The organism is Neopusillimonas maritima (assembly GCF_003576595.1).
GTDB classification, from domain to species: Bacteria; Pseudomonadota; Gammaproteobacteria; order Burkholderiales; family Burkholderiaceae_B; genus Neopusillimonas; species Neopusillimonas maritima.
Window position 1 is genome coordinate 389,361 of the sequence record NZ_NQOU01000002.1, and the last position, 22,680, is coordinate 412,040.

Consider the following 22,680-nt stretch of genomic DNA (forward strand, 5'->3'; position numbering starts at 1 on the left):
ATGAGCACGACCGTTTTAGCGCAATTCATGGCCGAGCTGCTCAGCGGCAAAATCAAGCTGGTGGATTTAACCGAAACGCTTACGCCCGACTTTCCCACCATTGTGCTGCCGCCGGAATTTGGGCAGGCCTGGCCGTTTCGGGTGGAAGAGATCTCGCGCTACGACGAGCGCGGCCCCGGCTGGTACTGGAACAATTTTTCCATGTCGGAGCACACCGGCACCCACTTCGACGCCCCTGTGCATTGGGTCAGCGGCAAAGACCAGCCCAACAACAGCGTCGATACCATTCCTATTGACGCCTTCATTGCCGAAGCCTGCGTCATCGATTGCTCGGCCGAGTCCGCCGCCAACCCCGACTTCCTGCTCACCATTGATTTTGTAAAGCAATGGGAAGAAAAGCACGGCCGCATCAAGGAACGGTCGTGGGTGTTCATGCGTACCGACTGGTCCAAACGCGACAAACCGGGCGATTACCTGAACATGACCGAAGACGGCGCCCATTCCCCCGGCCCCGACGCCGAAGTGGTGCCGTGGCTAATTAAGGAGCGTAATGTGCACGGTTTCGGTACAGAGTCGGTGGGCACCGACGCCGGCCAGGCCCAGCATCTTGACCCACCCTTCCCCTGCCACTACTACATGCACGGCAACAACCGGTACGGTTTGCAATGCATGACCAACCTGGATCAACTACCCGCCACGGGGGCGGTCATTTTCTCCGCCCCGTTAAAGATTCGCAGTGGCTCAGGCAGCCCGTTGCGCGTGCTGGCACTCACTCCGAACGTGTAAGCGGCACCACGACTCATTACATACCCATACCGATTTATCGCATACCTATAAAGCGCTTTTTGCAGGAGCAAAAACATGACCCAGAACCTTGTTGCCATTGTCACCGGAGGCAGTGCCGGCATTGGCGCCGAAATTGCGCATCAAATGCTGGATGCGGGTTATGAAGTCATTTCCATGGCACGCCGCGACCCCGAGTTCAGCCACCCGAAACTCACCAGTGTAAAAGTGGATTTGCTCGACGCCAAAGCCACCGAGCAGGCCAGCCGGGAAATCGCCCGCCAACATGGCATAACGCATGTGGTTCACAACGCCGGCGTCATCTGGCCCAACCTGCTGCCCGATGTAAAACAGGAAGAGCTGCAAGGCCTGACGCAAATTCATTTGGGCGCCGCCATTACGTTGGTGCAGGCGTGCCTGCCGCACATGGAATCGCAGAATTTTGGGCGTATTGTGCTGATGTCATCGCGTGGGGCATTGGGCCTGCCCACCCGTACCGCCTACTCCGCCACCAAGGCCGGCATGGTGGGCATGGCCCGCACCTGGTCGCTGGAATTGGCGCCCAAAGGGATTACCGTGAACGTGGTGGCGCCCGGCCCCATTCAAACCGATATGTTCTACGATGTGGTCCCCGCCGGCAGCGAGCGTGAACAAAACATTGCCAAAGGCATTCCCGTTCAACGCCTGGGTCGTGCCGACGATGTGGCCCGCGCCGTCATGTTCTTTTCCGACCCGGACAACAGTTTTATTACCGGGCAAACGCTGTATGTATGCGGCGGGGCCAGCGTAAGTTCGGTCACAATCTGAACGAAGTCGGCATGAAACCCAGTTCCACTGAGCGGCGCAACGTACTGGTACTGGCCAGCAGCCAAAGCCTGTTCACCATTACCACCATCACGGTCATGACGCTGGCCAGTGTCATTGGCCTGAAGCTTAGCCCCGACCCGGATTTAGCGACACTGCCCATTGCCGTCATGATGCTGGCCACGGTGGTTACCACGCTACCCGCTTCCTTGCTGATGAAGCGCATCGGGCGGCGCAACGGGTTCATGCTGGGTACGCTCTGCGGCATTATCGGCAGCGCGCTCATGTTGCTGGGAACGGCGCAAACGTCGTTTTTCTACTTTTGCGCCGGCATGCTCATGATTGGCCTGTACCAAAGCTTCGCCATGTACTACCGCTTTGCCGCAGCCGATGTGGCACGCGCCGAATTTCGCAGCCGCGCGGTATCTTATGTAATGGCGGGCGGTGTGATCTCGGCCGTTATCGGGCCGTTGAACGCTCGATTTGCGCTGGATTGGCTGCCAAACATCCCCATGGGGGGTCCTTTTCTGGTCACTACCGTTCTGGCCGTGGCCGCCACCGCACTGTTGCTCACCCTGCGCATTCCGGCCAACCCTCCCGGCGAACCGACAACCGACAGCACCACCACCCGCCCGCTTTCCATCATTGCCCGCGACCCCCGCTTTTTCCCCGCCATTGCGGGCAGCAGCATCTGCTTTTCACTGATGACGCTGTACATGACGATCACGCCGTTGGGCATGCAAGAACAGGGCTTCAACATGGCCGCCATTACCATGGTGGTGCAAAGCCAGGTGCTGGCCATGTTTATCCCCGCCTTTTTCACCGGTACGCTCATCGCCCGTTATGGACTTCAACGCATTTTATGGATTGGCCTAGGGCTGTTAAGCATCGCCATGGTCATTGGCGCACTTAGCCACACTGTGCCCGTGTACATGGCATCACGCATTACATTGGGCATTGGCTGGAATTTTCTGTTTGTAGGCAGTGCAGTGTTGCTGTCGCATACTCACAAACCCGCCGAACGAGGCAAAGTACAAGGAATGAACGACCTTACGCTTTTCAGCTTGGTTACTTTAGGGTCGATCAGCGCCGCGGCACTGCTACAACGGCTGGGCTGGAACGGCATACACTTGGCATCGCTGATACCTTTGGCGCTTGTGGCAGTTTTGCTATTGCGTATGCAGTGGCGTCGTATTTAAATTTCTCGTAGTGATAAAAGAGGCCTACTCAAATAGACATAGCACTCAAGATTGAGTATAGTTTTCACATCCAGCCCTTAGCAGTAAGCGCCACACTTTATCGCGTGGTTGCCGAACCTCTGGGCTTTCTTTTTTGGAAAGCCTTGCATGTCCGCAGCCATCCTGATCGACGGTGCTTATTTCATTAAGCGATTTAGAAAAATTGAGCCGCACAATGCCTACAACAGTAGACGCATTGCAGACATGGCTTTTCGATATGCATTAATGCACCTTACTGATCGATCAGCCAAACTATCGTTATACCGAATTTTCTTCTATGACTGCCCTCCGGTAGAAAAGAAAATGCACAACCCCATATCGGGTAAGGCAGTTAATTTCGGCGCCTCGAAAGAGGCCTTGTTCCGACGAGAATTACATGAACAATTAAAACGGAAACGAAAACTTGCATTAAGACTTGGAACGCTAGCCCACGCCGATTGGGCTTTCAAACCTGCAGTCGAGTCGCAACTATTAAAAGGTAAGAAAAGCTTCGAAAACATTACTGATACGGACGTCGCGCTGGACGCACGTCAAAAAGGCGTGGATATGCGTATCGGCCTCGACATCGCATCATTAACGTTCAAAAAACAAGTCAGCAAAATTATTCTTATGGCTGGAGATGCCGACTTCGTACCTGCAGCAAAACTAGCTCGTCGTGAAGGCATCGACTTTGTTCTGGATCCCATGCGCCAAACGATTCCATCTGACTTAAACGAGCACATCGACGGCCTTCGATCAGTATGCGCCAAGCCCCCGAAACTGCGTGCTATTAACGCAGCTGATACTCAAACGTGCTAACCACGCGCAGGCGCTTTACTTGCGAGGAAGGGTCGTCGTAATCAACGCCTTCACCGAAGATTTGAATGACACCCTGGTTGGCGTATTTCAAGGGGCCTAGCGAGGCCCCGGCGTCGGAGGCGAATTTTTCTGCTTGTTCGCGAGCATTATTCGTGGCTTCTTCCAGCAAAGGCGATTTGTGGTCGTTGAAACCGCGTAGCTGGTATTGCGGCCCCATGCCGCCTTCAATCACCAGGCCTTCCTGAATTAATGGGTCGACCCCCAGGGCGGCTGCAGCCACCAGATCCACACGCGGTGTTTTCACCAGAACCTGCCCGGTGCCGGTATAACGAAAGGGTTGATCGGCCGCGGCGTATTCACGCGAATAGACGTCTTGCACTTGCAATGGGCGCACTTCCACTTCTTCATTGGTAAAGCCTTGGCCTTTCAGAAACGCCACAACCTTTTCACGGTCGGCCGACAAGGCGCGCTGCACGGCGCCGAAATCGTTGTCGGCGCGGCGAAAAGTTAACAGCCATGAGGCGTAATCGCTTTTTACCTGAGCCTCGGCCAGGCCTTTTACCACCACGGTTCGGTCGGCCATGCGAAAGCGCTCCAGCCCTTTGCCAACTGACCAACCACCGGCAGCTGTACCCGCCGCAACAGCAACCAGAATAACCAATGCCAAAAGTATTGTTGACGCGCGCATGCCTTTCCCCGATCTTGTAAATTAGGCAAAGCGTACCGCGCAGCCGCCTGTTGTGCAATAACGTAAATACACGAAAACGCCCGCAACAGGCGGGCGTTTAATAATACTGCGCGGGCACCATCGTAGCCTTAGCACATAAAGCCAATACAACACATTATGGCGCGCCGAACCCGCCGCCGCCCGGTGTCAGAATTTCAAAGCAATCACCCACCCCCAATTCCGCGCTGTCGGCATGCTTCATTTCTTCCACACGGCCGTCGGCGCGAATCACACGGCTTTCGCCTTTGGCCCCAGGTTGCGCCCCCGCCGCCCCAAACGCCGGGTGAATCCAGCCGTTGGCCAATAGGGACACCGTCATCGGCTCCAGGAAACGCAGCGTACGAATCCCGCCGTCGCCGCCTTTCCAGCGCCCCGCTCCGCCGGAGCCCCGGCGAATTTCATAACGCTCCAGGCGCACAGGAAAACGAAGTTCCAGTACTTCAGGGTCCGTCATGCGTGAATTGGTCATCTGGGTTTGCACCACCGATGTACCGTTAAACCCTTCGGTTAGTTGGCCGTTCTCATCAAACCGTGCGCCCGCACCGGCGCCGCCGGAAACGGTTTCATAATATTGGTACTCGTCATTGCCGAAGGTAACGTTGTTCATGGTGGGCTGGCTGCCCGCATTCACACCCATGGCACCGTACAAAGCATTGGTTACGCAGGTTGAGGTTTCCACATTACCCGCCACCACCGCCGCCGGATAACTGGGATTCAACATGGAGTCGTCGGGCACAATCAGCGTAATGGGTTTCAGGCCACCGGCGTTAATGGGGATATCGTCATCGATCATGGTGCGGAACACATACAACACAGCGGCGGTGGTAACCGCACGCGGGGCATTGAAGTTATTCGGCAACTGTCCCGACGTGCCCGTGAAATCCACCGTGGCGCTGCGATTGGCATGATCCACCGTTAGCTTCACCTCAACCTTGGCACCGTTGTCCAGTTGCTGGGTGAAAACCCCATCTTTCAGGCGCGCAATCGCGCGACGCACCGACTCTTCCGCGTTATCTTGCACATGCTGCATGTAGGCGTGAACAACGTCCAGACCGAACGCGTCAACCATCTTCAGTAATTCTTCGCGGCCCTTTTCGTTAGCGGCAATTTGCGCGCGCAAGTCGGCCATATTCTGGTCGATATTACGCGCAGGGTAAGGCGCACCGGCCAGCAAATCGCGGAACTCCTGCTCGCGCAAGCGCCCGCCTTCCACCAGCCGGAAGTTGGTAATGAGCACCCCTTCTTCGTCGATGTTCGTGGAGTTCGCCGGCATGGAGCCGGGCGTTAGGCCGCCGATATCGGCATGGTGCCCGCGCGAACCCACGTAAAACAGAATATCTTTGCCTTGTGCATCGAATACCGGGGTCACCACAGTGACGTCAGGCAAGTGCGTGCCTCCGGCGTAAGGGTTATTCAATACATACACGTCACCGGGGCGCAGCTGCCCTTCGTTCGACGCCATAATGGCCTGAATACTGGCACTCATTGAACCCAGATGCACCGGAATGTGTGGCGCATTGGCCACCAGGTCGCCCCTGGCATCGAAGATGGCGCAGGAAAAATCCAGACGCTCTTTAATGTTCACCGAATACGATGTGTTCTGTAGCCGGTAACCCATCTGTTCCGCAATCGACATGAACAGATTATTGAAGATCTCCAGCATCACCGGATCGGCCTGCGTGCCAATGGCGTAACGCTGCGGCCTTGGCACGGCGCGGTCAAGCACAATATCACCGCGCTGGGTAATGGTGGCGCGCCAACCGGGGTCGATTAACGTGGTGGCATTGGCATCGGTAATAATGGCCGGCCCCAGCAACACGTCGTTTACTCGCAAATCGGCGCTGCGATACAGCGGGCAATCGCGCAACGCGCCTTCCGTGTGAATGCGCACGGTGTCGAACGCTTCAGGCTTTTCCCCTTGCGCACGCGATGCCTTAACAAACACACCGGCGGCCTGACCGGACTCATCGCCAATCGCTTCAGCCACCACTTTTTCAATCACCAGGCGGCGATCCGGCATTAAGAATGAAAAGCGCATGGAATAGGCTTTTTCAAACACCGAACGCATCGAGGCAGTGTTATCCAGCGCCACCGGTAACGACGTATCGGTCCCTTCATAGCGCAAGTACAAGCGTCGCTCAACCCGAATATGGTCGGGCGAAATATGCTGCTCAAGCAATTCGTCGCGTGCCTTGGCCGACAATTCATTCAACACCAGGCGCGCCTGTGCTTCACCGTCTTCATCCCACACTGCTTCAATGGAGCGCTCGCGGATGGCGGTTGACGCCGCCAAACCCATGCCATAAGCCGACAACACACCAGCCAGCGGGTGCACCAGCACACGCGGCATCCCCAGTGCGTCAGCCACACGGCAGGCATGCTGGCCGCCCGCCCCTCCGAAAGTGGTTAGCGTATAACGCGTGATATCGTAGCCGCGCTGCACGGAAATCTGTTTAATGGCGTTGGCCATATTCGAGACGGCAATATTCAAAAAGCCTTCAGCCAATTGCTCCGGCGTGGTGGGCTTACCCGTCTCTTTCGACACTGTTTCAGCCAACTGGGCAAAGCGCTGCTTAACAATATCAACATCCAGCGGCTCATTGGCATTCGGGCCGAACACCGATGGAAAATGCTGCGGTTGAATGCGCCCCAGCATAACGTTGGCGTCGGTCACCGTTAACGGACCGCCACGCCGATAACACGCCGGCCCCGGGTTGGCCCCGGCCGACTCAGGCCCCACACGCAAGCGCGACCCGTCGAATTGCAGAATAGACCCCCCACCGGCGGCTACCGTATGAATGCTCATCATGGGTGCACGAATGCGCACACCGGCAACCAAAGTATCGAAAGCCCGTTCATAATCGCCCGCGTAGTGCGACACATCAGTAGAGGTGCCACCCATATCGAAACCAATCACGCGGTCGAATCCGGCCGCTTCCGACACGCCGGCCATACCCACAATCCCGCCGGCCGGGCCGGACAACACCGAATCCTTGCCCTGGAAAGTATGCGCGTCGGTGAGCCCGCCGCTGGACTGCATGAACTGCAGGCGCACGCCCGGCAGCGCCGACGCGACGCGATCGACATAGCGACGCAAGACCGGCGACAGATAAGCGTCAACCACGGTTGTATCGCCTCGCGCCACATAGCGAATCAGGGGTGACACTTCATGCGATACCGACACCTGGGTGAAACCGATTTCACGGGCCAGCACGCCCAGGCGGCGCTCATGACCAGGGTTGCGATAGCCATGCATTAAGGCAATCGCCACGGAACGCACACCAGTATTGAAGACGGCTTGAAATTGAGCGCGTGCAGCGGCTTCATCCAACGCCACCACGACTTCGCCCTGCGCATCCAGCCGCTCGTCGACTTCCACCACGGTTTCATACAACAGTTCGGGCAAGATAATTTCCCGGGCGAACAGGCGAGGCCGGTTTTGGTAGGCAATGCGCAATGCATCACGGAACCCTTTGGTGACAAACAGCGCCAGCCGCTCACCTTTGCGCTCCAGCAAGGCATTCGTGGCCACCGTCGTCCCCATCTTGACCACGTCAATCTTTTCGGCCGGTACGGTTTCACCGGGTTGTACACCCAACAAACGACGAATCCCTTCCACCGCCGCGTCATCGTACTGTTCCGGGTTTTCAGAAAGCAGTTTGGCGGTCACTATTTCGCCGTCAGGTCGGCGCGCCACAATGTCGGTAAAGGTGCCGCCCCGATCAATCCAGAACTGCCAGCGCTCTTTGCCTACGGGTTCATTTGTTGCAGAAACGTTATTCACTGTGCTGATCTTTTTATTAAGTTTTATTCGTCGATATCCAGGCGCTCCTTCACGGGCGCAATTTCAGAGACCAGATCGCGAATCCGACTCTTGTTGTGCAAAGGCGCCACCTCGTGCTCCACGCCGGGTTTCATGCGTGCAATACAGGCATACACCACCTTGCCGTCAAACTCCATCATGCATTCTTTACACGCGTTGGCATTAATACAGGAATAACGAACCGCCAATGAATCGTCCAGGTGTTCACGCACCCACCGCAAGCCGTCCAGCAAGGAATCCGCCGCGCCGTCCGGCAATTCATAGCGTTGTGTAACGGTTTCACCTTTACCCACACCGCGTTTCACATTCAGCACAATTGTTTTGTTGCTTGATTCAGTCATCGTTATCTCGCTCATTCGCGGGCTGTCGCCCAACATTATTCCGCCGGAACAGCCACTTCCTCAGCCTGATCTTGCGGCAAGCGCTCCACCGGGCGCTGGGTAACCGTCCACCGACCGTCCCGATAAGCCAGAACCTGATTCAGCACCCAGGCATCATCCATAGCCGGGAAGTCTTCACGCTGATGCGCACCACGACTTTCCTTGCGATTCAACGCACATTGCGTGACGGCTTCGGCCACCAGCAGCATATTGCGCAAATCCAGGGAATCAATTTGAACCGGATCTTGCGGGCCGTTCCCGGCCAGCGGCAAGGCATCCACCTCGACACGCAACGCGGCCAGTTCCTTTTGCGCCTGCTCCAACCCTTCCTGCGTGCGGAACGGACCCACATAGTTTTGCATCGTGGCTTGCAAGCGGGCAATTAAAGCCGCCACATTCGGCCGCTTCGCCCCCGCATTGGGCGCAGCCTGCAACGCACTCAATACGGGCTCGGCCAGAGCGTCAATATCCGCACGCGCCAATGCAGCATTCGACTGCGCATACGCCGAGGCCGCACGACCGGCCTGTAAACCAAAAGTAATGGCTTCGGTAATGGCATTACCCGACAAACGGTTGGCGCCATTGGCACCGCCCACGGCCTCACCGGCGGCGAACAGGCCCGGCACATCGGTACTCATATCCACATTCACACGCACACCCCCCATGTGATAGTGCGCGATCGGAGCCACCTCGATCGGGCCTTTGGTAAGGTCGATACCGTTGTCGGCCAGCTTCTTGATAATCGGCCCGAACGCTTCGCGCAACTTTTCTTCCGGCACATGCTCGAAACTTAAATACGCACCGCCCGCCGGCGAACCCCGGCCCGCTTCAACCTCTTTCATAATGGCGTAAGTGGCGGCGTCGCGCGTAACGGTGTAGCCTTTATTTTCGCCCTGATGCCCGTACTTTTCCACGAACTCTTCGCCCAAGCCGTTCAACAGGCGCCCACCCAGCTTATAGCGGAAGGGGTCCCACATAATGGGATCGAAGCCCACCAAACGCGGGGCCAAATGCCCAATGGGGAAAAACTGCACGAATTCCATGTCGAGCAATTCGGCCCCGGCACGCGCAGCCAGTGCGTAGCCGTCGCCACCCATATTCAGCGAAGCGCTATTGCGCTTGTACAGGCGCGTTAACCCGCCCGTTGCCACAATCACCGCGTGCGCGTTAATGACCAGAATATCGCCGGTGGTTAAATGCAGGGCCACCGCACCCACCACCCGGCCGTCTTTGACCAAAAGGTCAACCACCAGAATATCGCCCAAGCGTGCGATGTCATCATGTTTGGCCACTTGCGTACGCAGGGTTTTCGCCACCGCCGGGCCGGTATTCAGGTAATCGACATACACGCAACGGGGGCGGTCGTGGCCGGGCGCCTGCGTTTGCGCCATATGGCCGTCTTTACGGGCCCACCCGGTTCCCCAGCTATCCATTAAGCGAATCGATTCCACCCCGTTCTCGCACAAAAAGCGGGCCAACGATTCGCTGCATAAACCCCGCCCCGCTTTCAGCGTATCCGCGTAATGAAAGCGCCAATCATCGGGGGTCTGTTCACCCAGCGCTGCGGCAACCGTCATTTGCGCCATAATCGTGGCGCCGCCGCGGCCAATCAGGCTGCGGTCAACCAACATGGTCTTGCGCCCTTCATTCGACGCGGCAATGGCCGCGCTCATGCCGGCCCCGCCCGCACCGATAGTCAGCACATCGGTTTCAAGGTGTTGAATATGTCCAGAACTCATGCAGCCCCCAAATAAGCTTTTTGTACCGCTGGGTCGGCCGACAACTGTGCCGCCGTTCCCGAAATAATCACATGACCATGCTGTAATACATAAGCACGGTCGGCAAGTTCAAGCGCAATGCGTGCATTTTGCTCAACCAGCAAAATAGTTTGCCCCGCCGCTTTCCAGCGGAACAAAACCTGGTAAACCATATCGACAAACCGGGGCGACAAACCCATTGAGGGTTCGTCGATACACACCAGCTTGCCGCGTCGCAACCAGGCCCGACCCAGTGCCAGCATCTGCTGTTCGCCGCCCGAAAGTGTACCCGCTGCCTGGCGCCGCCGTTCCGCCAGACGGGGAAATGACGTGAACACCTCGTGCAAGTCGCGCTCAATCGCTTCTTTTTCATGACGACGTGGATACGCGCCCATCAGCAGGTTTTCATACACCGACATTTCCGGGAACACCCGACGCCCCTCAGGCACGCTGGCCACCCCCAGGTCGATTACGTCGGGCGACAACAAACCCTGTATTTCCCGTCCCTCCAAAATAATACGACCTTTGGAAGGCGAAACCAGGCCAAGCACAGACTTAAGCGTAGTCGATTTTCCCGAGGCATTGCCACCCAATACCGACACCACCTCGCCTTTTTGCATGGTTAAGTTCACGTCGAACAAAGCCTGCACAGCGCCGTAATGAACGTCGATGTTTTCAAGTTGCAGAAAAGGCGTTTGTGAAGAAGTCATTGAAAGAGTCACGATTTAAAGAAGCAACAATCTGATCAGCCAAGATGCGCGGTAGAGGCGTTGTCCCGGCGCTGTCGGCCCAGGTAGGCCTCGACGACCTCGGGATGATCGAGCGCGTGGTCGGGGTCGCCCTGCGCCAGAATTTCACCCTGGTTCAAAACAATCACGCGGTCGGCCACTTTACGCACCAGCGACAGTTTGTGCTCGACCACCAAAATCCCCAAATTGGGCCGCATTTGCCGAAGTGCAATCAGCAGGTCGGTCAGTTCCCCCGTTTCCGTGGGGTTCATACCGGCCGCCGGCTCGTCGAGCAATAAAAAATCGGGTTGCGCCACCAGCACCCGCGCAATTTCCAGGCGCCGCCGGTTTGCATACGACAAGCTAAACGCCGGCTGGTGCCGTCGCGGCCACAGCCGCTCGCCAAACAACTTAAGGGTTTCCTCGGCCAGGGCTTCTTGCGCCTGCACCCGCGCACGCCAGCCCGCCGTACCAAACAACGTGGCGAACAGTTCATGCAAGGGGTTCACCAACAACCCCGAGCCGGTGCGCAACAACGGCGCCTGTGTCCCCACCATGACACTATCCCACACCGATAGCGCGGGAAACACGCGCGACGTTTGGAAGCTGCGGCCCACGCCCAGGCGCGCCACTCGTTCAGGCGGCAAATGGTCGATACGCCGTCCGTTCAGCGTAATAAAACCCGACGTCAGGCGCTCCACGCCACTCATCATCTGCAGCAAGGTTGACTTACCCGCGCCGTTCGGCCCCACCAACGCCAATGTTTCACCCGCCGCCAGGGTAAAGGTCACGTCGTTCACCGCCTTCACGCCACTAAAATGACGCGAAACGTGATCCACATGAAAGCCGGCTGCCGGGGCACCGTGCAGCGTTTTCGACTGCCTGCTCAAAAAACCCGCCATTACCGTGCCCCCAACAAGCCATGTGGCCGCCAACGCAGAGCCATCAACAAAATCACGCCATATACAATCATGCGCCACTCCGAGAACTCACGCAGCACTTCCGGAATAATCGTTAATACAAAACCGGCCAAGGCCGCGCCGGTTAAATTACCCAAGCCGCCCAAAACCGCCATCGTAAGCATCAGCAGCGAGGCCTGCACGTTGAAACTGTCGGGTGTAATGACATTCTGCACATAAGCGAACAACCCCCCGGCGGCACCGGCCATTGCACCTGATACGGCGAAACCCATCATCAAATAACGACGCACCGGCACACCAGCCGCATGGGCGGCCAAACGGTCTTCACGAATGCTGCGCCAGGTGCGACCCATTTCAGAGTTCAGCAAACGTTGCGCCAGGAACAGACACAGCGCCACCACCAACGCCACCAGCCAGAACTTATGGCCGATATCCGACAACCGCAAACCACCCAGCAGTTCGAACGTGGGTGCGGGAATATTCAAAAAGCCCATGGGGCCGCGTGTAACGGGCATCCAGGTCATGAACACCAGAAAGCCAATTTGGCCGATTGCCAATGTACCCAACGCCGCCGTGTGGCCGCTTAACTTATACAAGGGTAACGATGCCACCGCCCCCACAACAGCCCCCAACGCAATTGCCGCCGGCAGTGCCAGCTCAGTCGGCAAACCATAGGTATAGCTCATGACCGCCACTGTATAGGCCCCCACCCCGTAAAACGCGGCATGACCGATGGCCAGAATACCCAAGGAGCCTGAAACCAGGGTGACACTGCCGGCCAGCAAGGCAAATACCATGGCATACACGACTGCCTGCAGAATATAGCTGCTGCTAACAACAAAAGGCAGTAACGCCAGCACGGCACCGACAACCAGGAACCCCCAGGGTGGTAAATCGAACACCCGATGGGCACTACGTTGACTGGACGCCGACGCCAGCAAGCTGGTACTGGGCATCGCACCCGACGCCCCCCCGGCACCGCCCAGGGCATCAAGGCGGCGATCGCCCAACATGCCTTGCGGACGAAAAAGCAGAAACACCAACAACAGCGAAAATGCGGCGAGGTCGCGGAAACCCTCACCCAAATAGGCGCTGGAAAGTGTTTCCACTACGCCTAATGTGAGTCCGCCCAATACCGCACCGGGAATGCTGGTTAGCCCGCCCAGCAGGGCGGCGGCAAAACCTTTCAAGCCAAAGGGCAGGCCCATGGCCGGGAACACGCTTTTGAAATACAACGCCACCAGAATACCGCTAAGCGCGCCCAGTGCACCGGCCAGCCCGAAAGCCAACTGGCGCACGTTACTGGTTCGTACACCTAATTGCGCGGCCGCATCACGGTCTTGCGCCGTGGCGCGCAGCGTGCGCCCCATCCAGGATGCCTTTAAAAACCAGGTCAGCGCAGCCGCCGCCAGCAGGCCGAATACAAAAATCAAGATATCGGTCGTGGTGATGTAAGCACGCCCGAAGTAAAACGTATATTCAGGAAAAGGAACGGGAAACGACTGCCCTTCCGGCGACCAGATAATTTCCGCCAGTTGGTCGATCACAATGCTGATGGCCAGCGTTGACAACACCGGCGCAATAAACGGCCCATTGGCCAACGGTCGCAAGGCTAACCGTTCCAGCAACACCCCCAGCCCCGACACCAGAAGCACCGACACCACGGCCGCAACGGGCAATGGCCAGCCCAGCCAGACGACCCCGGTAAAAGCAAAAAACGCGCCCAGCATGAACAGCGCGCCCTGGGCGAAGTTAATTAAATTCGATACGCCGAACACCAGGCTGAAACCCAGGGCAATAAGCGCATAAACCTGGCCGATTGCCAGGCCGTTCAGTATCTGACTAAAAAATAATTCGATCATGGAATATGAGATGACAAAAGCAGGCCCCTACCCAGGGGCCTGCTTTCATACACGGTGCCCGGTTAATCAGAATAAAACGAACTTGCCGTCCTGAATCTGAATGAAAATGGGATCTTTCTTAACGTTGCCGAACTCATCATACTTGGTCACGCCGGTAACGCCTTCATATGCCGGGCCGTTTTCCAGTTCGTCGCGTACGTTTTCACCCGTCAGTTCCTTGCCGGATTTAATCACACGGCGTACCGCCTCCAGGCCCACACCGATGGCGTCATACGCCAGCGCGGCGAACTGATCGGGGTTACGGCCGTATTTGGCTTTATAAGCCTCCACAAATTCTTTCTGGTCCGGATCGCCGGCAAAAAAGATCGTGTGCAAAACCGTACCTTCAGCCGCTTCACCCGCCAGCTCAATAAACTTGGGCGAAGTTAAAGGAATGCCGCCGCCGACCGGGATATCGATACCCGCCTGACGCAACTGCTGAATGAAGATAGAGGCTTCCTGATACGGCAAGGCCAGAAACACGCCTTCCGGATTCAACGCCTTCACTTTACTGATAAACGGACGAAAGTCACGCGAGCCCGGTTGCACGGCTTCCAGCAACAACACCTCGCCACCCGCATCTTCAATGGCTTTGGCAGTGGCTTTGCCGGTAAACACACCCCAATCGTCTTGCGAATAAGGAATCACCACCTTGTTCGCACCGAGCTTCTCCTGAATGGTGTCGGCGTTATACAAAGCCAGGACGTCGTCGGTATTGTTCTGACGGAACTGGTACGGACTTTGTTTGCTGAAGTCGGGATGTGAAGAGGTGGGGCTGATTTGCGGAATTTTCGCTTCAGTGAAAATAGGCGCAGCAGCCAGAGAAGACGTGGTCGACCACGAACCGATTGCCAGCACAACATTCGGCTCATTCACAATTTTGCGCGCCACGGTGGCCGCTTCCTGCGGGGAGTTACGGTCATCTTCGACAATCAGGTTCACCGGATGGCCTTCAATGCCGCCCTGCGCTTTCACCTGATCAAGATACAGCTCAATGGCGTTTTTGAAACTCGCGCCATACTCAGCAAAAGGACCTGAAAGGTGGGAAAAGAAGCCTACGTTAATGGGTTCCGGATCGGCCGCACGGGCGGTGCCTGTGAGCAAGGCCGGAATCAGCGCTGCCAGCGCCAGAGATCGGGTGAAACGCATAATGAAGCCCTCAGTTAATTAATCTGATATACATCATAACGCCAATAAACCATTTCCTTTAATACATAAGGTTATAAGCAAATATAACCAAAAAGGGTCGTGACACATCACGACCCTTTTTATTTTCGCAGCATCGCGGCATATTCACCACGACGAACGCAACACGCAGTTTTTCAAAAAACTCAAAGTCGCTCGGCATGGAACGCCATGTGATCTTCCATAAAAGTGGAAATGAAATAATAGCCATGGTCGTAACCCTCGTGGCGGCGCAGGGTAAGCGGCTGACCCGCTTTTTCACACGCAGCCTCGAAGGCTTCCGGGTACAACTGTTCCGCCAGGAAATTATCGGCCAGCCCCTGGTCGACCAAAATCCCTTTGGGAAAAGGATTGGACGATTTTTCCATGAGCAAAGAAGCATCGTACTGCGCCCAGGCCGATTGATCGTCACCCAGATAACCGCCGAAAGCTTTGTGCCCCCAAGGGCATTTCGTGGGCGACGCAATGGGCGCAAACGCCGATACCGACTTGAACTTCGGGTGATACCGCTGCGCCAATACCAATGCCCCGTGGCCGCCCATGGAATGACCGAAAATACCAGCGCGATCGGCATCTCCGGGCAACTGAGTGGTGGCAATACTGAACAACTCATCGACCACATAGCTTTCCATGCGGTAATGCTTGCTCCAGGGTTCCTGGGTGGCGTTCAGGTAGAAGCCGGCCCCCGTGCCGAAATCCCAACCATCGTCTTCGCCGGCCACGCCGGCACCACGCGGGCTGGTATCGCAGGCCACCAGCATTATTCCGTGCTGAGCAGCCAGGCGCTGCGCACCACCTTTAATCATGAAGGTCTCTTCAGTGCAGGTCAGGCCGGCCAAATAAAACAACACCGGCACCTTGCCCGATTCGGCCTGCGGCGGAATGTAAACCGAGAAGCGCATCGGCAAGCCAATGGCACTGGACTCATGCTTATAAAACCGCTGCACGCCGCCGAAGCAGCGATGCTCGCTGACCTTTTCAAGTTCAACAGACATTCTTTACCTTTTTTTGCTTGCCGGGCCCGCAGGCCCGGCGTGAACAATCAACCTCGTCCTTAGTACACAACCACCGAACGAATCGATTCGCCTTTTTTCATCAGGTCGAAGCCGTCGTTGATCTGGTCGAGACTCAGTTTATGGGTGATGAGGTCGTCGATGTTGATCTTGCCGTCCATATACCAGTCGACAATTTTCGGCACGTCGGTACGGCCGCGTGCGCCACCGAACGCCGAACCTTTCCATTCACGGCCGGTGACCAGTTGGAACGGACGGGTGGAAATTTCGGCACCGGCTTCGGCCACACCAATAATGATCGACTGACCCCAACCGCGATGGCAGCATTCCAACGCCTGGCGCATCACTTTGGTGTTACCGATACATTCAAAGGAATAATCGGCGCCGCCGTCGGTCAGTTGAATAAGATGATCGACCACATTCTCGACGTCGTTCGGGTTCACGAAGTGAGTCATGCCGAACTGGCGTGCCATTTCTTCACGGGCCGGGTTGATGTCGACACCGATGATTTTGTCGGCACCCACCATTTTGGCGCCCTGAATCACGTTCAGGCCGATACCGCCCAAACCGAACACCACCACATTGGCGCCCGCTTCCACTTTGGCCGTAAACAGTACGGCACCCACACCGGTGGTCACGCCGCAACCGATGTAGCAAACCTTGTCGAAAGGCGCGTCATCGCGGATTTTCGCCAGCGCAATTTCAGGCGCAACAATATGATTGGCGAATGTCGATGTACCCATGTAGTGATGAATAGGCTTGCCGTCGATGCTGAAACGCGAGGTGCCGTCGGGCATCAGGCCCTTGCCCTGCGTGGCGCGAATCGCGGTACATAAATTGGTTTTGCGCGACAGGCACGATTTGCACTGACGGCACTCAGGTGTGTACAAGGGCACCACGTGGTCGCCTTTTTTCAGCGATTTAACGCCCGGGCCCACATCCACGACCACACCGGCACCTTCATGGCCCAGAATTGAAGGGAAGATGCCTTCAGGGTCGGCGCCCGACAACGTGTAATAGTCGGTATGGCAAATACCGGTTGCCTTGATTTCAACCAGTACTTCACCCTCTTTGGGGCCGTCCAGGTCAACCGTTTCAATTGTTAACGGCTCGCCGGCTTTCCAGGCCACGGCTGCTCTTGTTTTCATGCTCACTCCTAATAATAAAAACGAATAATTGGTTTTTAGAGCCTCAATAATAACAACGTGGCACACAAACCCGTAAGCGAAAAACGCCTTGGGGTTTGCTGCCACGCTTGCAAAAGGTCATGATACACAAAGTAGGGGGGTACCCTACAAGGGGTTACTCAACCAGCGAGATTTCCCCGTCCTGAATCCGAACCAGGAATGTGTTGGGATAGCTTTGGCCGCTTTCGCGCCCTTCCGGACCCGACTTGCGAAACGCTATCGGCCCGTTCAAGCCCGTTAACTCAACTTCCCAAAGCGCGTCGCGAATTTTGTCCGAATCGACCTCGCCCGCTTTTTCAATGGCAGCCGCAACCGTACGTACTGCGTCAAAGCCACGGAAACTTTCTGTCAAACCGGCTTTCTCCAGACCGCGCTTGTTCCACTCCTCAACGAAAAACTTCGCTTTTTCCGGATCGGCCGACGCTTCGGGGAACCACGGCGCAAACATCACATTGTGCATAGTGCCTTCGGCTGCACCGCCAGCGTGCGCAATGAGCTGATCCGGGCTTTGCGAACCGCCCAAGGTGATGATGTTCTCTTTCTTCAGGCCCAAGCCTTCAGCCTGCTTAAGCACCAGAGTCAGTTGCTCCACCGCCGTCACAATAAACAGGGAATCGGCGTCGGAACCGCGAATCTCGGACAGCTGCGACGACATATCCTGGGCGTTGTGGTCCATGGTCAGCACCTTGCCAACCTCCAGGCCCTTCTCTTTCAAAATGCGCTTGACAGAATCAGCCGATCCCAGGCCCCAGTCGTTATTAACCACCAGGATGTCAGCCTTCTTTATCCCCAACGGTTCAATATGTCGCGAAAAGCTGGTGGCCTCCATATCATTGGTGGGACTGATACGAAATACATAGGGGTTGCCAGACGTTGTGATTTTATCGGCACCGGCCGTTTCCACCACCATCGGGATCTTGTACTCCATGAGCTTGGGCAAGGTCGCCAGCGTGAAAGTCGACCCCCACGACCCGATCATCACGGGCACCTTGTCACGCACAATCAATTTCTCGGCCGCGTTGGCCGATTCCGTTGGATTACTCTTGTTGTCGGCAACGACCAGCTCCAGCTTCTTATCCAGCACGCCGCCATTATTGTTAATGTAGTCAACCGCAATCTGCGCACCATTAAGTACGAAATTGCCGGATGCCGCCACAGAACCGGTCAGCGGTTGAATAATGCCAATTTTGATTGTCTCTTGCGCATACGCAAAAGACGCCACACCCAGGCCTAAACAGCTAGCCAAAAGCGTATTCCGAATGAACTTCTTATACATCTATTTCTCCTGTCTGAGCGGCGCAGGGCGCGGCATAAGCCGGCCCGGTTCCGCGTTATAAGCCCTAATACTTAAGATGCTGCTGTCATTCCTACACACTGTTGCTACTTACACTGTTGCTACACACACACTGCTGCTGTCACACTTTCACATACACATCACTGCCAACAACCTTCACCGGATACACCTGAATCGGCTCGGATGCCGGTCTGCACATTGCCTGACCCGTTCGAATATCGAAACGCGCCTGGTGCAATGGACATTCAATTTCGCACCCTTCCAGATAACCTTCGGCAAGGTGCGCAAACTCATGACTGCAAATACCGTGAGTTGCGAAGAACGACCCATCTACCCTGTAAAGGGCAACCGCCGTTTCACCAACCTGAACACCAAGGGCCTCCTCATCTTCCAGGTCGCCGGTCTGCGCCACGCATACCCACTCGGACTCCAGCTTCTCGATATCGGTACTCATACAACTCCTTACAAGGGATAAACAATGGAATTGGGTACGAGGTCGCCGTCGAAGACACAGACGCGTTCTTTGATCTTGAGCGCCTGGCCGTCTCCCTGCCTGACCAGTACATCCAGATAGCGCCCCGTGTTGAACACTTCGGAAAACGTATCGTCACGCGACCTCACCACCAGATAGTTGGCTTCGGCATGAATCGTGTTGTCTTGAACACGATGAATACGGGGCGGGCTGACAATATGCCGCTGGTAATAGGGCACATGCATAATGGTGTCGTTCATGCCATGCACACGATCTTTCAACATCGCCTGGCCCTCAAGCTGAAGCGTCGACATTGGTTTCTTTGCGTCAAAGTTTTCGCGCGAGACAATGCGATACAGGCAATCATCCGTAAAGAAGTCACGCCACTTTTCGAACTTGGTGTTGTCAACACAAAAGACATAGTCGCTATATAAATTCTGTACTTCCAGTTGCAGCTTTACGTCATCCATCCTCAGATCTCCATCACTTTTCGGTAGTAGTGATACATGCCCCGTATCAGGGTTTCGGAAACATGCGTATCCGTGTCCTCAACATCGCGCCCGCCCAACTGCACCAGGTGCAACCCGTCTTTATCGGTATGCATGTTGTCTTGCACCATGCCCATCACTTCACTGTCGTCACCCGAGACAAATCCGGCCGGGCCAAACAAATTGGCCTGATACAAACGGCGCTGCGTCATGTCGGCCGTATCCTCTTCGAAACCGATATGCGTCCAGATGTAGTCGAAGTCACGTGGCCCGCGCGGGATCACCTGGCGCATCGCAACCGAGTTAATCTGCTGCTGAATAATCAAGCTGGGGAAAAGGCTTTGAATCACGGCGCTCGGGCCGTTCCACCATGTCTCGTCTTCCACATCAAGAAAGCGACCGTCATTCAATTTCAAGTCTTCACGGAAACTGGCCACGCCCGCCGTTGCCTCGCCTTTGCCGCCCTGGTTGCGTACCGTCACCATGGCTGAATGACGGCGCTGTTCGTCCATGACGTTTTCACATTCGTTATCGGCGCGCCACAAGCCAAAGTTCACAAACCAGGTGTGCAGCAACCCAGGGTGATAACAATCTTTCAGGTTTTCATGAATCAACTTCCAGTTACCCGGTACGCGCTGACGGTTGTAGCCAAGCACGGTCAGTTTGCGTCCGTTGAATACCCGGTCGAAGTACTTCAGCATCGTCGGGCCAAGAAAGGTTTCGAAATCTTCCACTTCCGGATCGAAGCTGGCGAACACAACACCATTTCGCTCGGTAACCCCCAGCTTGCGCAGGCCATGTTCGTCGCGCTTGAAGTCAGCGGGCATCCCGCCTTTGCCTTTGATACCCCGCATATAGGGCACGCCCAACAAATTGCCCTTCAAGTCGTAATTCCACTGGTGATAAGGACAGACGAACTCTTTGCGATTACCCGTGGCCTCGCGGCAAAACTGAACGCCGCGATGCGCACACCGGTTTTCAATCACGTTCACAGTGCCGTTTTCATCACGCACCATCAGCACGTTGCGCTCGCCAATCCAGGTACGCTTGAAATCGCCCGCATTCGGGATCTCACACGACAACCCCAAGTAACTCCAATGGGGTCCGTAAAACAACCGCTCCAGCTCACGCTGATAAATTTCCTCATCGGTATATAACCAAAACGGCACGCGAGAAGTGCCTTCTGTTTTCCAGACCTTCGGCTCGGACACCGGCGGCAATGGACGTGGATCGTTCATGTCTGCTCTCCTGTGGGTTGTTTTAGCGATGTTGCCAACCCTGCTTCAAAAATCGCCTGCGCAGCGCCATGACCCCTACTTAACGTTGATACCATTTCCACTACCTCGTATTATTGAGTGGTAGATGTTGCAGCGCAGATAGCAAAGCAGGTGTAGCGCGCTTATGTGCCCAATGTATTAGCCACCTATCTGGGTGTCCATGTCGTATTGGTTATGTCGTGTATATGAAAAAATGAATATTACGGACCTGAACATCAAACTTTTGCTCACTTTTGAAGCAATGATTGTGCACCGCAACGTGACAGCCGCTGCAGAATCCATCGGGTTGACGCAACCCGCACTCAGCGTGTGTCTGAAGAAATTGCGCAAGATGTTCAACGACCCTTTGTTCGTGCGTACGTCCCATGGAATGGAGCCCACCGCGTTTGCGCAAGGCCTCAAGGAACCCATTCTTGAAGCACTGGGTTTGCTGCGCCAATCGCTCACTCACGACCACCCTTTCGACCCCAGCACATCAACCCGCACTTTCAACATCATCATGACCGATATTGGTGCGCGGGTTTTTTTGCCTGCCATGCTCATGGAGTTGAGTCGGGTGGCCCCTCACGTCAACCTGAACACCTCGCAGATGCCGGTAAGGGATATTCGCGAGGCACTTGAAACCGGAGAAACGGATCTGGCGCTGGGCTTTATTCAAGGTCTTTTCGCCGATAGCTACCAACAACAGCTTTTCCGCCGGTCTTACGTTTGTATTGTTCGGCGCGACCACCCGAAAATCAAAGACACCATCACGCTCGAGAACTACCTGAACATGCCGCACGCCGTGGTGTCGGCACCCGGCTCGGGGCACGATATTATTGAAAGCATCCTGGTCAAGAAGGGCTACCACAGAAGGGTTGCGCTACGCCTGTCGCATTTCCTGGCTATTCCGCTTATCGTGGCCAGCACGGATTTAATCGTGACCATTCCCACCATGCTGGCCGAATCCTACTCGGTCGTGAACAACATCAAAGTTATCGAGCCGCCTATTGAATTTCCGGAATACACTGTTTCACAGTATTGGCATGCCCGGGTGCACAATGATCCCGGCCATCGCTGGCTGCGCGAACTGGTTTATCGCATGTTTCACGACAACGACCTCAGCCTGGAACACACACGATCCGAATTCGGCCTGTAGGCCTTTTAGCAACCCGGCATCATTCTTATGGCACGCCTGGCACGACTTTACGCTCCCAACACACCGCAACTGGTACAGGCCTATTTTGTCGAGGCCCTGGCCGGCCCTAACGAAGCCACGCCGGTCGAGCCCCTGGATATGTTGTCGGGCTGGTTGCAACATTGCGCGCAGGAACATCATGTTGCGATACATGGCTGGGCATTGCTGACCGATCGCCTTGTTTTCCTGGCAACGCCCGCACAGCGCCCCGGCATTGCCCGGCTGATGCAGGCCATCGGGCGGCGCTACGCTACCCGGTTGAAAACAGGTCGCGTATTCGAAGGTCGTTATCGCAGTGCCCTGGTCGAACCGGGGAAGTGGGTTTTGCCGGTGCTGGTATGGCTCGACACCCAACCAGTCCAGCACGGTCATGTCGACCATGCCGAAAACTGGCCATGGTCATCGGCGGCGTATCACACCGGTTTGAATCTGAAGCCCAACACCTGGGCAACCGACCATGCCGACTACTGGGAATTGGGCAACACCCCTTTCGAGCGCCAGGCCACCTTCAGAGACCTGTTGAACGAGAGCTTAAGCGCCAACAGGCGCCAGCAGATTGAAAAGGCCCTGTTTGGCCAGTGGGCGCTTGGCGATGAAGCATTCCTGCACAACCTGGCGCCCATTGTCAGTCGCCGCATCACACCCGCAAAGCGCGGGCGCCCGCGCAAGAAAGCCAACCTCGCATCGTAAATAACAGCGCGGCCATAACAGCGCAGCCGCCGGTTGCC

The 22,680-nt window shown here is 56.0% G+C and carries 20 protein-coding genes; 6 read left to right on the forward strand and 14 right to left on the reverse strand.

Annotated elements, in window-relative coordinates; translation table 11 throughout:
* From CJO09_RS06870 to CJO09_RS06885, 4 genes are all read left to right on the forward strand, one after another.
* Positions 1–786 (forward strand): cyclase family protein, encoded by a 786-nt coding sequence (locus tag CJO09_RS06870; RefSeq protein ID WP_114419309.1) that lies wholly within the window; start codon positions 1–3, stop codon positions 784–786.
* Positions 787–861: 75 nt separating this feature from the next.
* Entirely contained in the window at positions 862–1,590 is a 729-nt protein-coding gene (locus tag CJO09_RS06875) for an SDR family NAD(P)-dependent oxidoreductase (RefSeq protein ID WP_119441696.1), read from the forward strand.
* A gap of 11 nt (positions 1,591–1,601) precedes the next feature.
* Entirely contained in the window at positions 1,602–2,786 is a 1,185-nt protein-coding gene (locus CJO09_RS06880) for an MFS transporter (RefSeq protein ID WP_119441697.1), read from the forward strand.
* A 147-nt stretch (positions 2,787–2,933) separates the two neighbouring features.
* Positions 2,934–3,623 (forward strand): NYN domain-containing protein, encoded by a 690-nt coding sequence (locus CJO09_RS06885; protein ID WP_119441698.1) that lies wholly within the window; start codon positions 2,934–2,936, stop codon positions 3,621–3,623.
* On the opposite strand, the gene CJO09_RS06890 is transcribed toward CJO09_RS06885, so the two are convergent.
* The 14 genes from CJO09_RS06890 to CJO09_RS06955 all read right to left on the reverse strand — a co-directional run bounded on the left by CJO09_RS06890 (position 3,595) and on the right by CJO09_RS06955 (position 20,736).
* On the reverse strand, positions 3,595–4,311 hold the full coding sequence (locus CJO09_RS06890) for an SIMPL domain-containing protein (protein WP_119441699.1): 717 nt from the start codon (positions 4,309–4,311) through the stop codon (positions 3,595–3,597). The two genes, CJO09_RS06885 and CJO09_RS06890, sit on opposite strands and share 29 nt — an antisense overlap.
* A 154-nt stretch (positions 4,312–4,465) precedes the next feature.
* Positions 4,466–8,134 (reverse strand): hydantoinase B/oxoprolinase family protein, encoded by a 3,669-nt coding sequence (locus CJO09_RS06895; protein WP_119441700.1) that lies wholly within the window; start codon positions 8,132–8,134, stop codon positions 4,466–4,468.
* A 23-nt stretch (positions 8,135–8,157) separates the two neighbouring features.
* Positions 8,158–8,514, reverse strand: coding sequence for a 2Fe-2S iron-sulfur cluster-binding protein (locus CJO09_RS06900; RefSeq protein WP_114419554.1), 357 nt, complete (start codon positions 8,512–8,514; stop codon positions 8,158–8,160).
* Positions 8,515–8,549: 35 nt separating this feature from the next.
* Positions 8,550–10,292: an FAD-binding protein gene (locus CJO09_RS06905; protein WP_119441701.1), complete on the reverse strand. Its 1,743-nt coding sequence runs from the start codon at positions 10,290–10,292 to the stop codon at positions 8,550–8,552.
* A complete protein-coding gene (locus CJO09_RS06910; RefSeq protein WP_119441702.1) occupies positions 10,289–11,020 on the reverse strand; it encodes an ABC transporter ATP-binding protein in 732 nt (243 codons plus the stop codon). The genes CJO09_RS06905 and CJO09_RS06910 overlap by 4 nt, the downstream gene beginning before the upstream one ends.
* Before the next feature lie 35 nt (positions 11,021–11,055).
* Entirely contained in the window at positions 11,056–11,940 is an 885-nt protein-coding gene (locus CJO09_RS06915) for an ABC transporter ATP-binding protein (RefSeq protein WP_114419302.1), read from the reverse strand.
* Positions 11,940–13,820 carry an ABC transporter permease gene (locus CJO09_RS06920; RefSeq protein ID WP_119441703.1) on the reverse strand — a complete coding sequence of 627 codons (1,881 nt, stop codon included), beginning with the start codon at positions 13,818–13,820 and terminating at the stop codon, positions 11,940–11,942. The genes CJO09_RS06915 and CJO09_RS06920 overlap by 1 nt, the downstream gene beginning before the upstream one ends.
* A 66-nt stretch (positions 13,821–13,886) precedes the next feature.
* A complete protein-coding gene (locus CJO09_RS06925) occupies positions 13,887–15,008 on the reverse strand; it encodes an ABC transporter substrate-binding protein (RefSeq protein ID WP_119441704.1) in 1,122 nt (373 codons plus the stop codon).
* 182 nt (positions 15,009–15,190) lie between these two features.
* Positions 15,191–16,039: an S-formylglutathione hydrolase gene (fghA, locus tag CJO09_RS06930; protein WP_119441705.1), complete on the reverse strand. Its 849-nt coding sequence runs from the start codon at positions 16,037–16,039 to the stop codon at positions 15,191–15,193.
* Between the two features lie 59 nt (positions 16,040–16,098).
* Positions 16,099–17,205, reverse strand: a complete 1,107-nt coding sequence (locus tag CJO09_RS06935; protein WP_119441706.1) for an S-(hydroxymethyl)glutathione dehydrogenase/class III alcohol dehydrogenase — start codon at positions 17,203–17,205, stop codon at positions 16,099–16,101.
* A 154-nt stretch (positions 17,206–17,359) separates the two neighbouring features.
* On the reverse strand, positions 17,360–18,520 hold the full coding sequence (locus CJO09_RS06940) for an ABC transporter substrate-binding protein (RefSeq protein WP_119441707.1): 1,161 nt from the start codon (positions 18,518–18,520) through the stop codon (positions 17,360–17,362).
* Positions 18,521–18,659: 139 nt separating this feature from the next.
* The gene (locus tag CJO09_RS06945) at positions 18,660–18,992 is read right to left on the reverse strand and encodes a non-heme iron oxygenase ferredoxin subunit (RefSeq protein ID WP_119441708.1); all 333 of its coding nucleotides are present in this window, start codon (positions 18,990–18,992) and stop codon (positions 18,660–18,662) included.
* Between the two features lie 8 nt (positions 18,993–19,000).
* Positions 19,001–19,480 (reverse strand): aromatic-ring-hydroxylating dioxygenase subunit beta, encoded by a 480-nt coding sequence (locus tag CJO09_RS06950; protein ID WP_119441709.1) that lies wholly within the window; start codon positions 19,478–19,480, stop codon positions 19,001–19,003.
* Between the two features lie 2 nt (positions 19,481–19,482).
* A complete protein-coding gene (locus tag CJO09_RS06955; RefSeq protein ID WP_119441710.1) occupies positions 19,483–20,736 on the reverse strand; it encodes an aromatic ring-hydroxylating oxygenase subunit alpha in 1,254 nt (417 codons plus the stop codon).
* Positions 20,737–20,968: 232 nt separating this feature from the next.
* Here CJO09_RS06955 and CJO09_RS06960 point away from each other — a divergent pair, with 232 nt between their 5' ends.
* Positions 20,969–21,913 carry a LysR family transcriptional regulator gene (locus tag CJO09_RS06960; protein WP_158582726.1) on the forward strand — a complete coding sequence of 315 codons (945 nt, stop codon included), beginning with the start codon at positions 20,969–20,971 and terminating at the stop codon, positions 21,911–21,913.
* 27 nt (positions 21,914–21,940) lie between these two features.
* Positions 21,941–22,642, forward strand: coding sequence for a hypothetical protein (locus tag CJO09_RS06965; protein WP_119441712.1), 702 nt, complete (start codon positions 21,941–21,943; stop codon positions 22,640–22,642).
* Positions 22,643–22,680 lie beyond the last annotated feature (38 nt).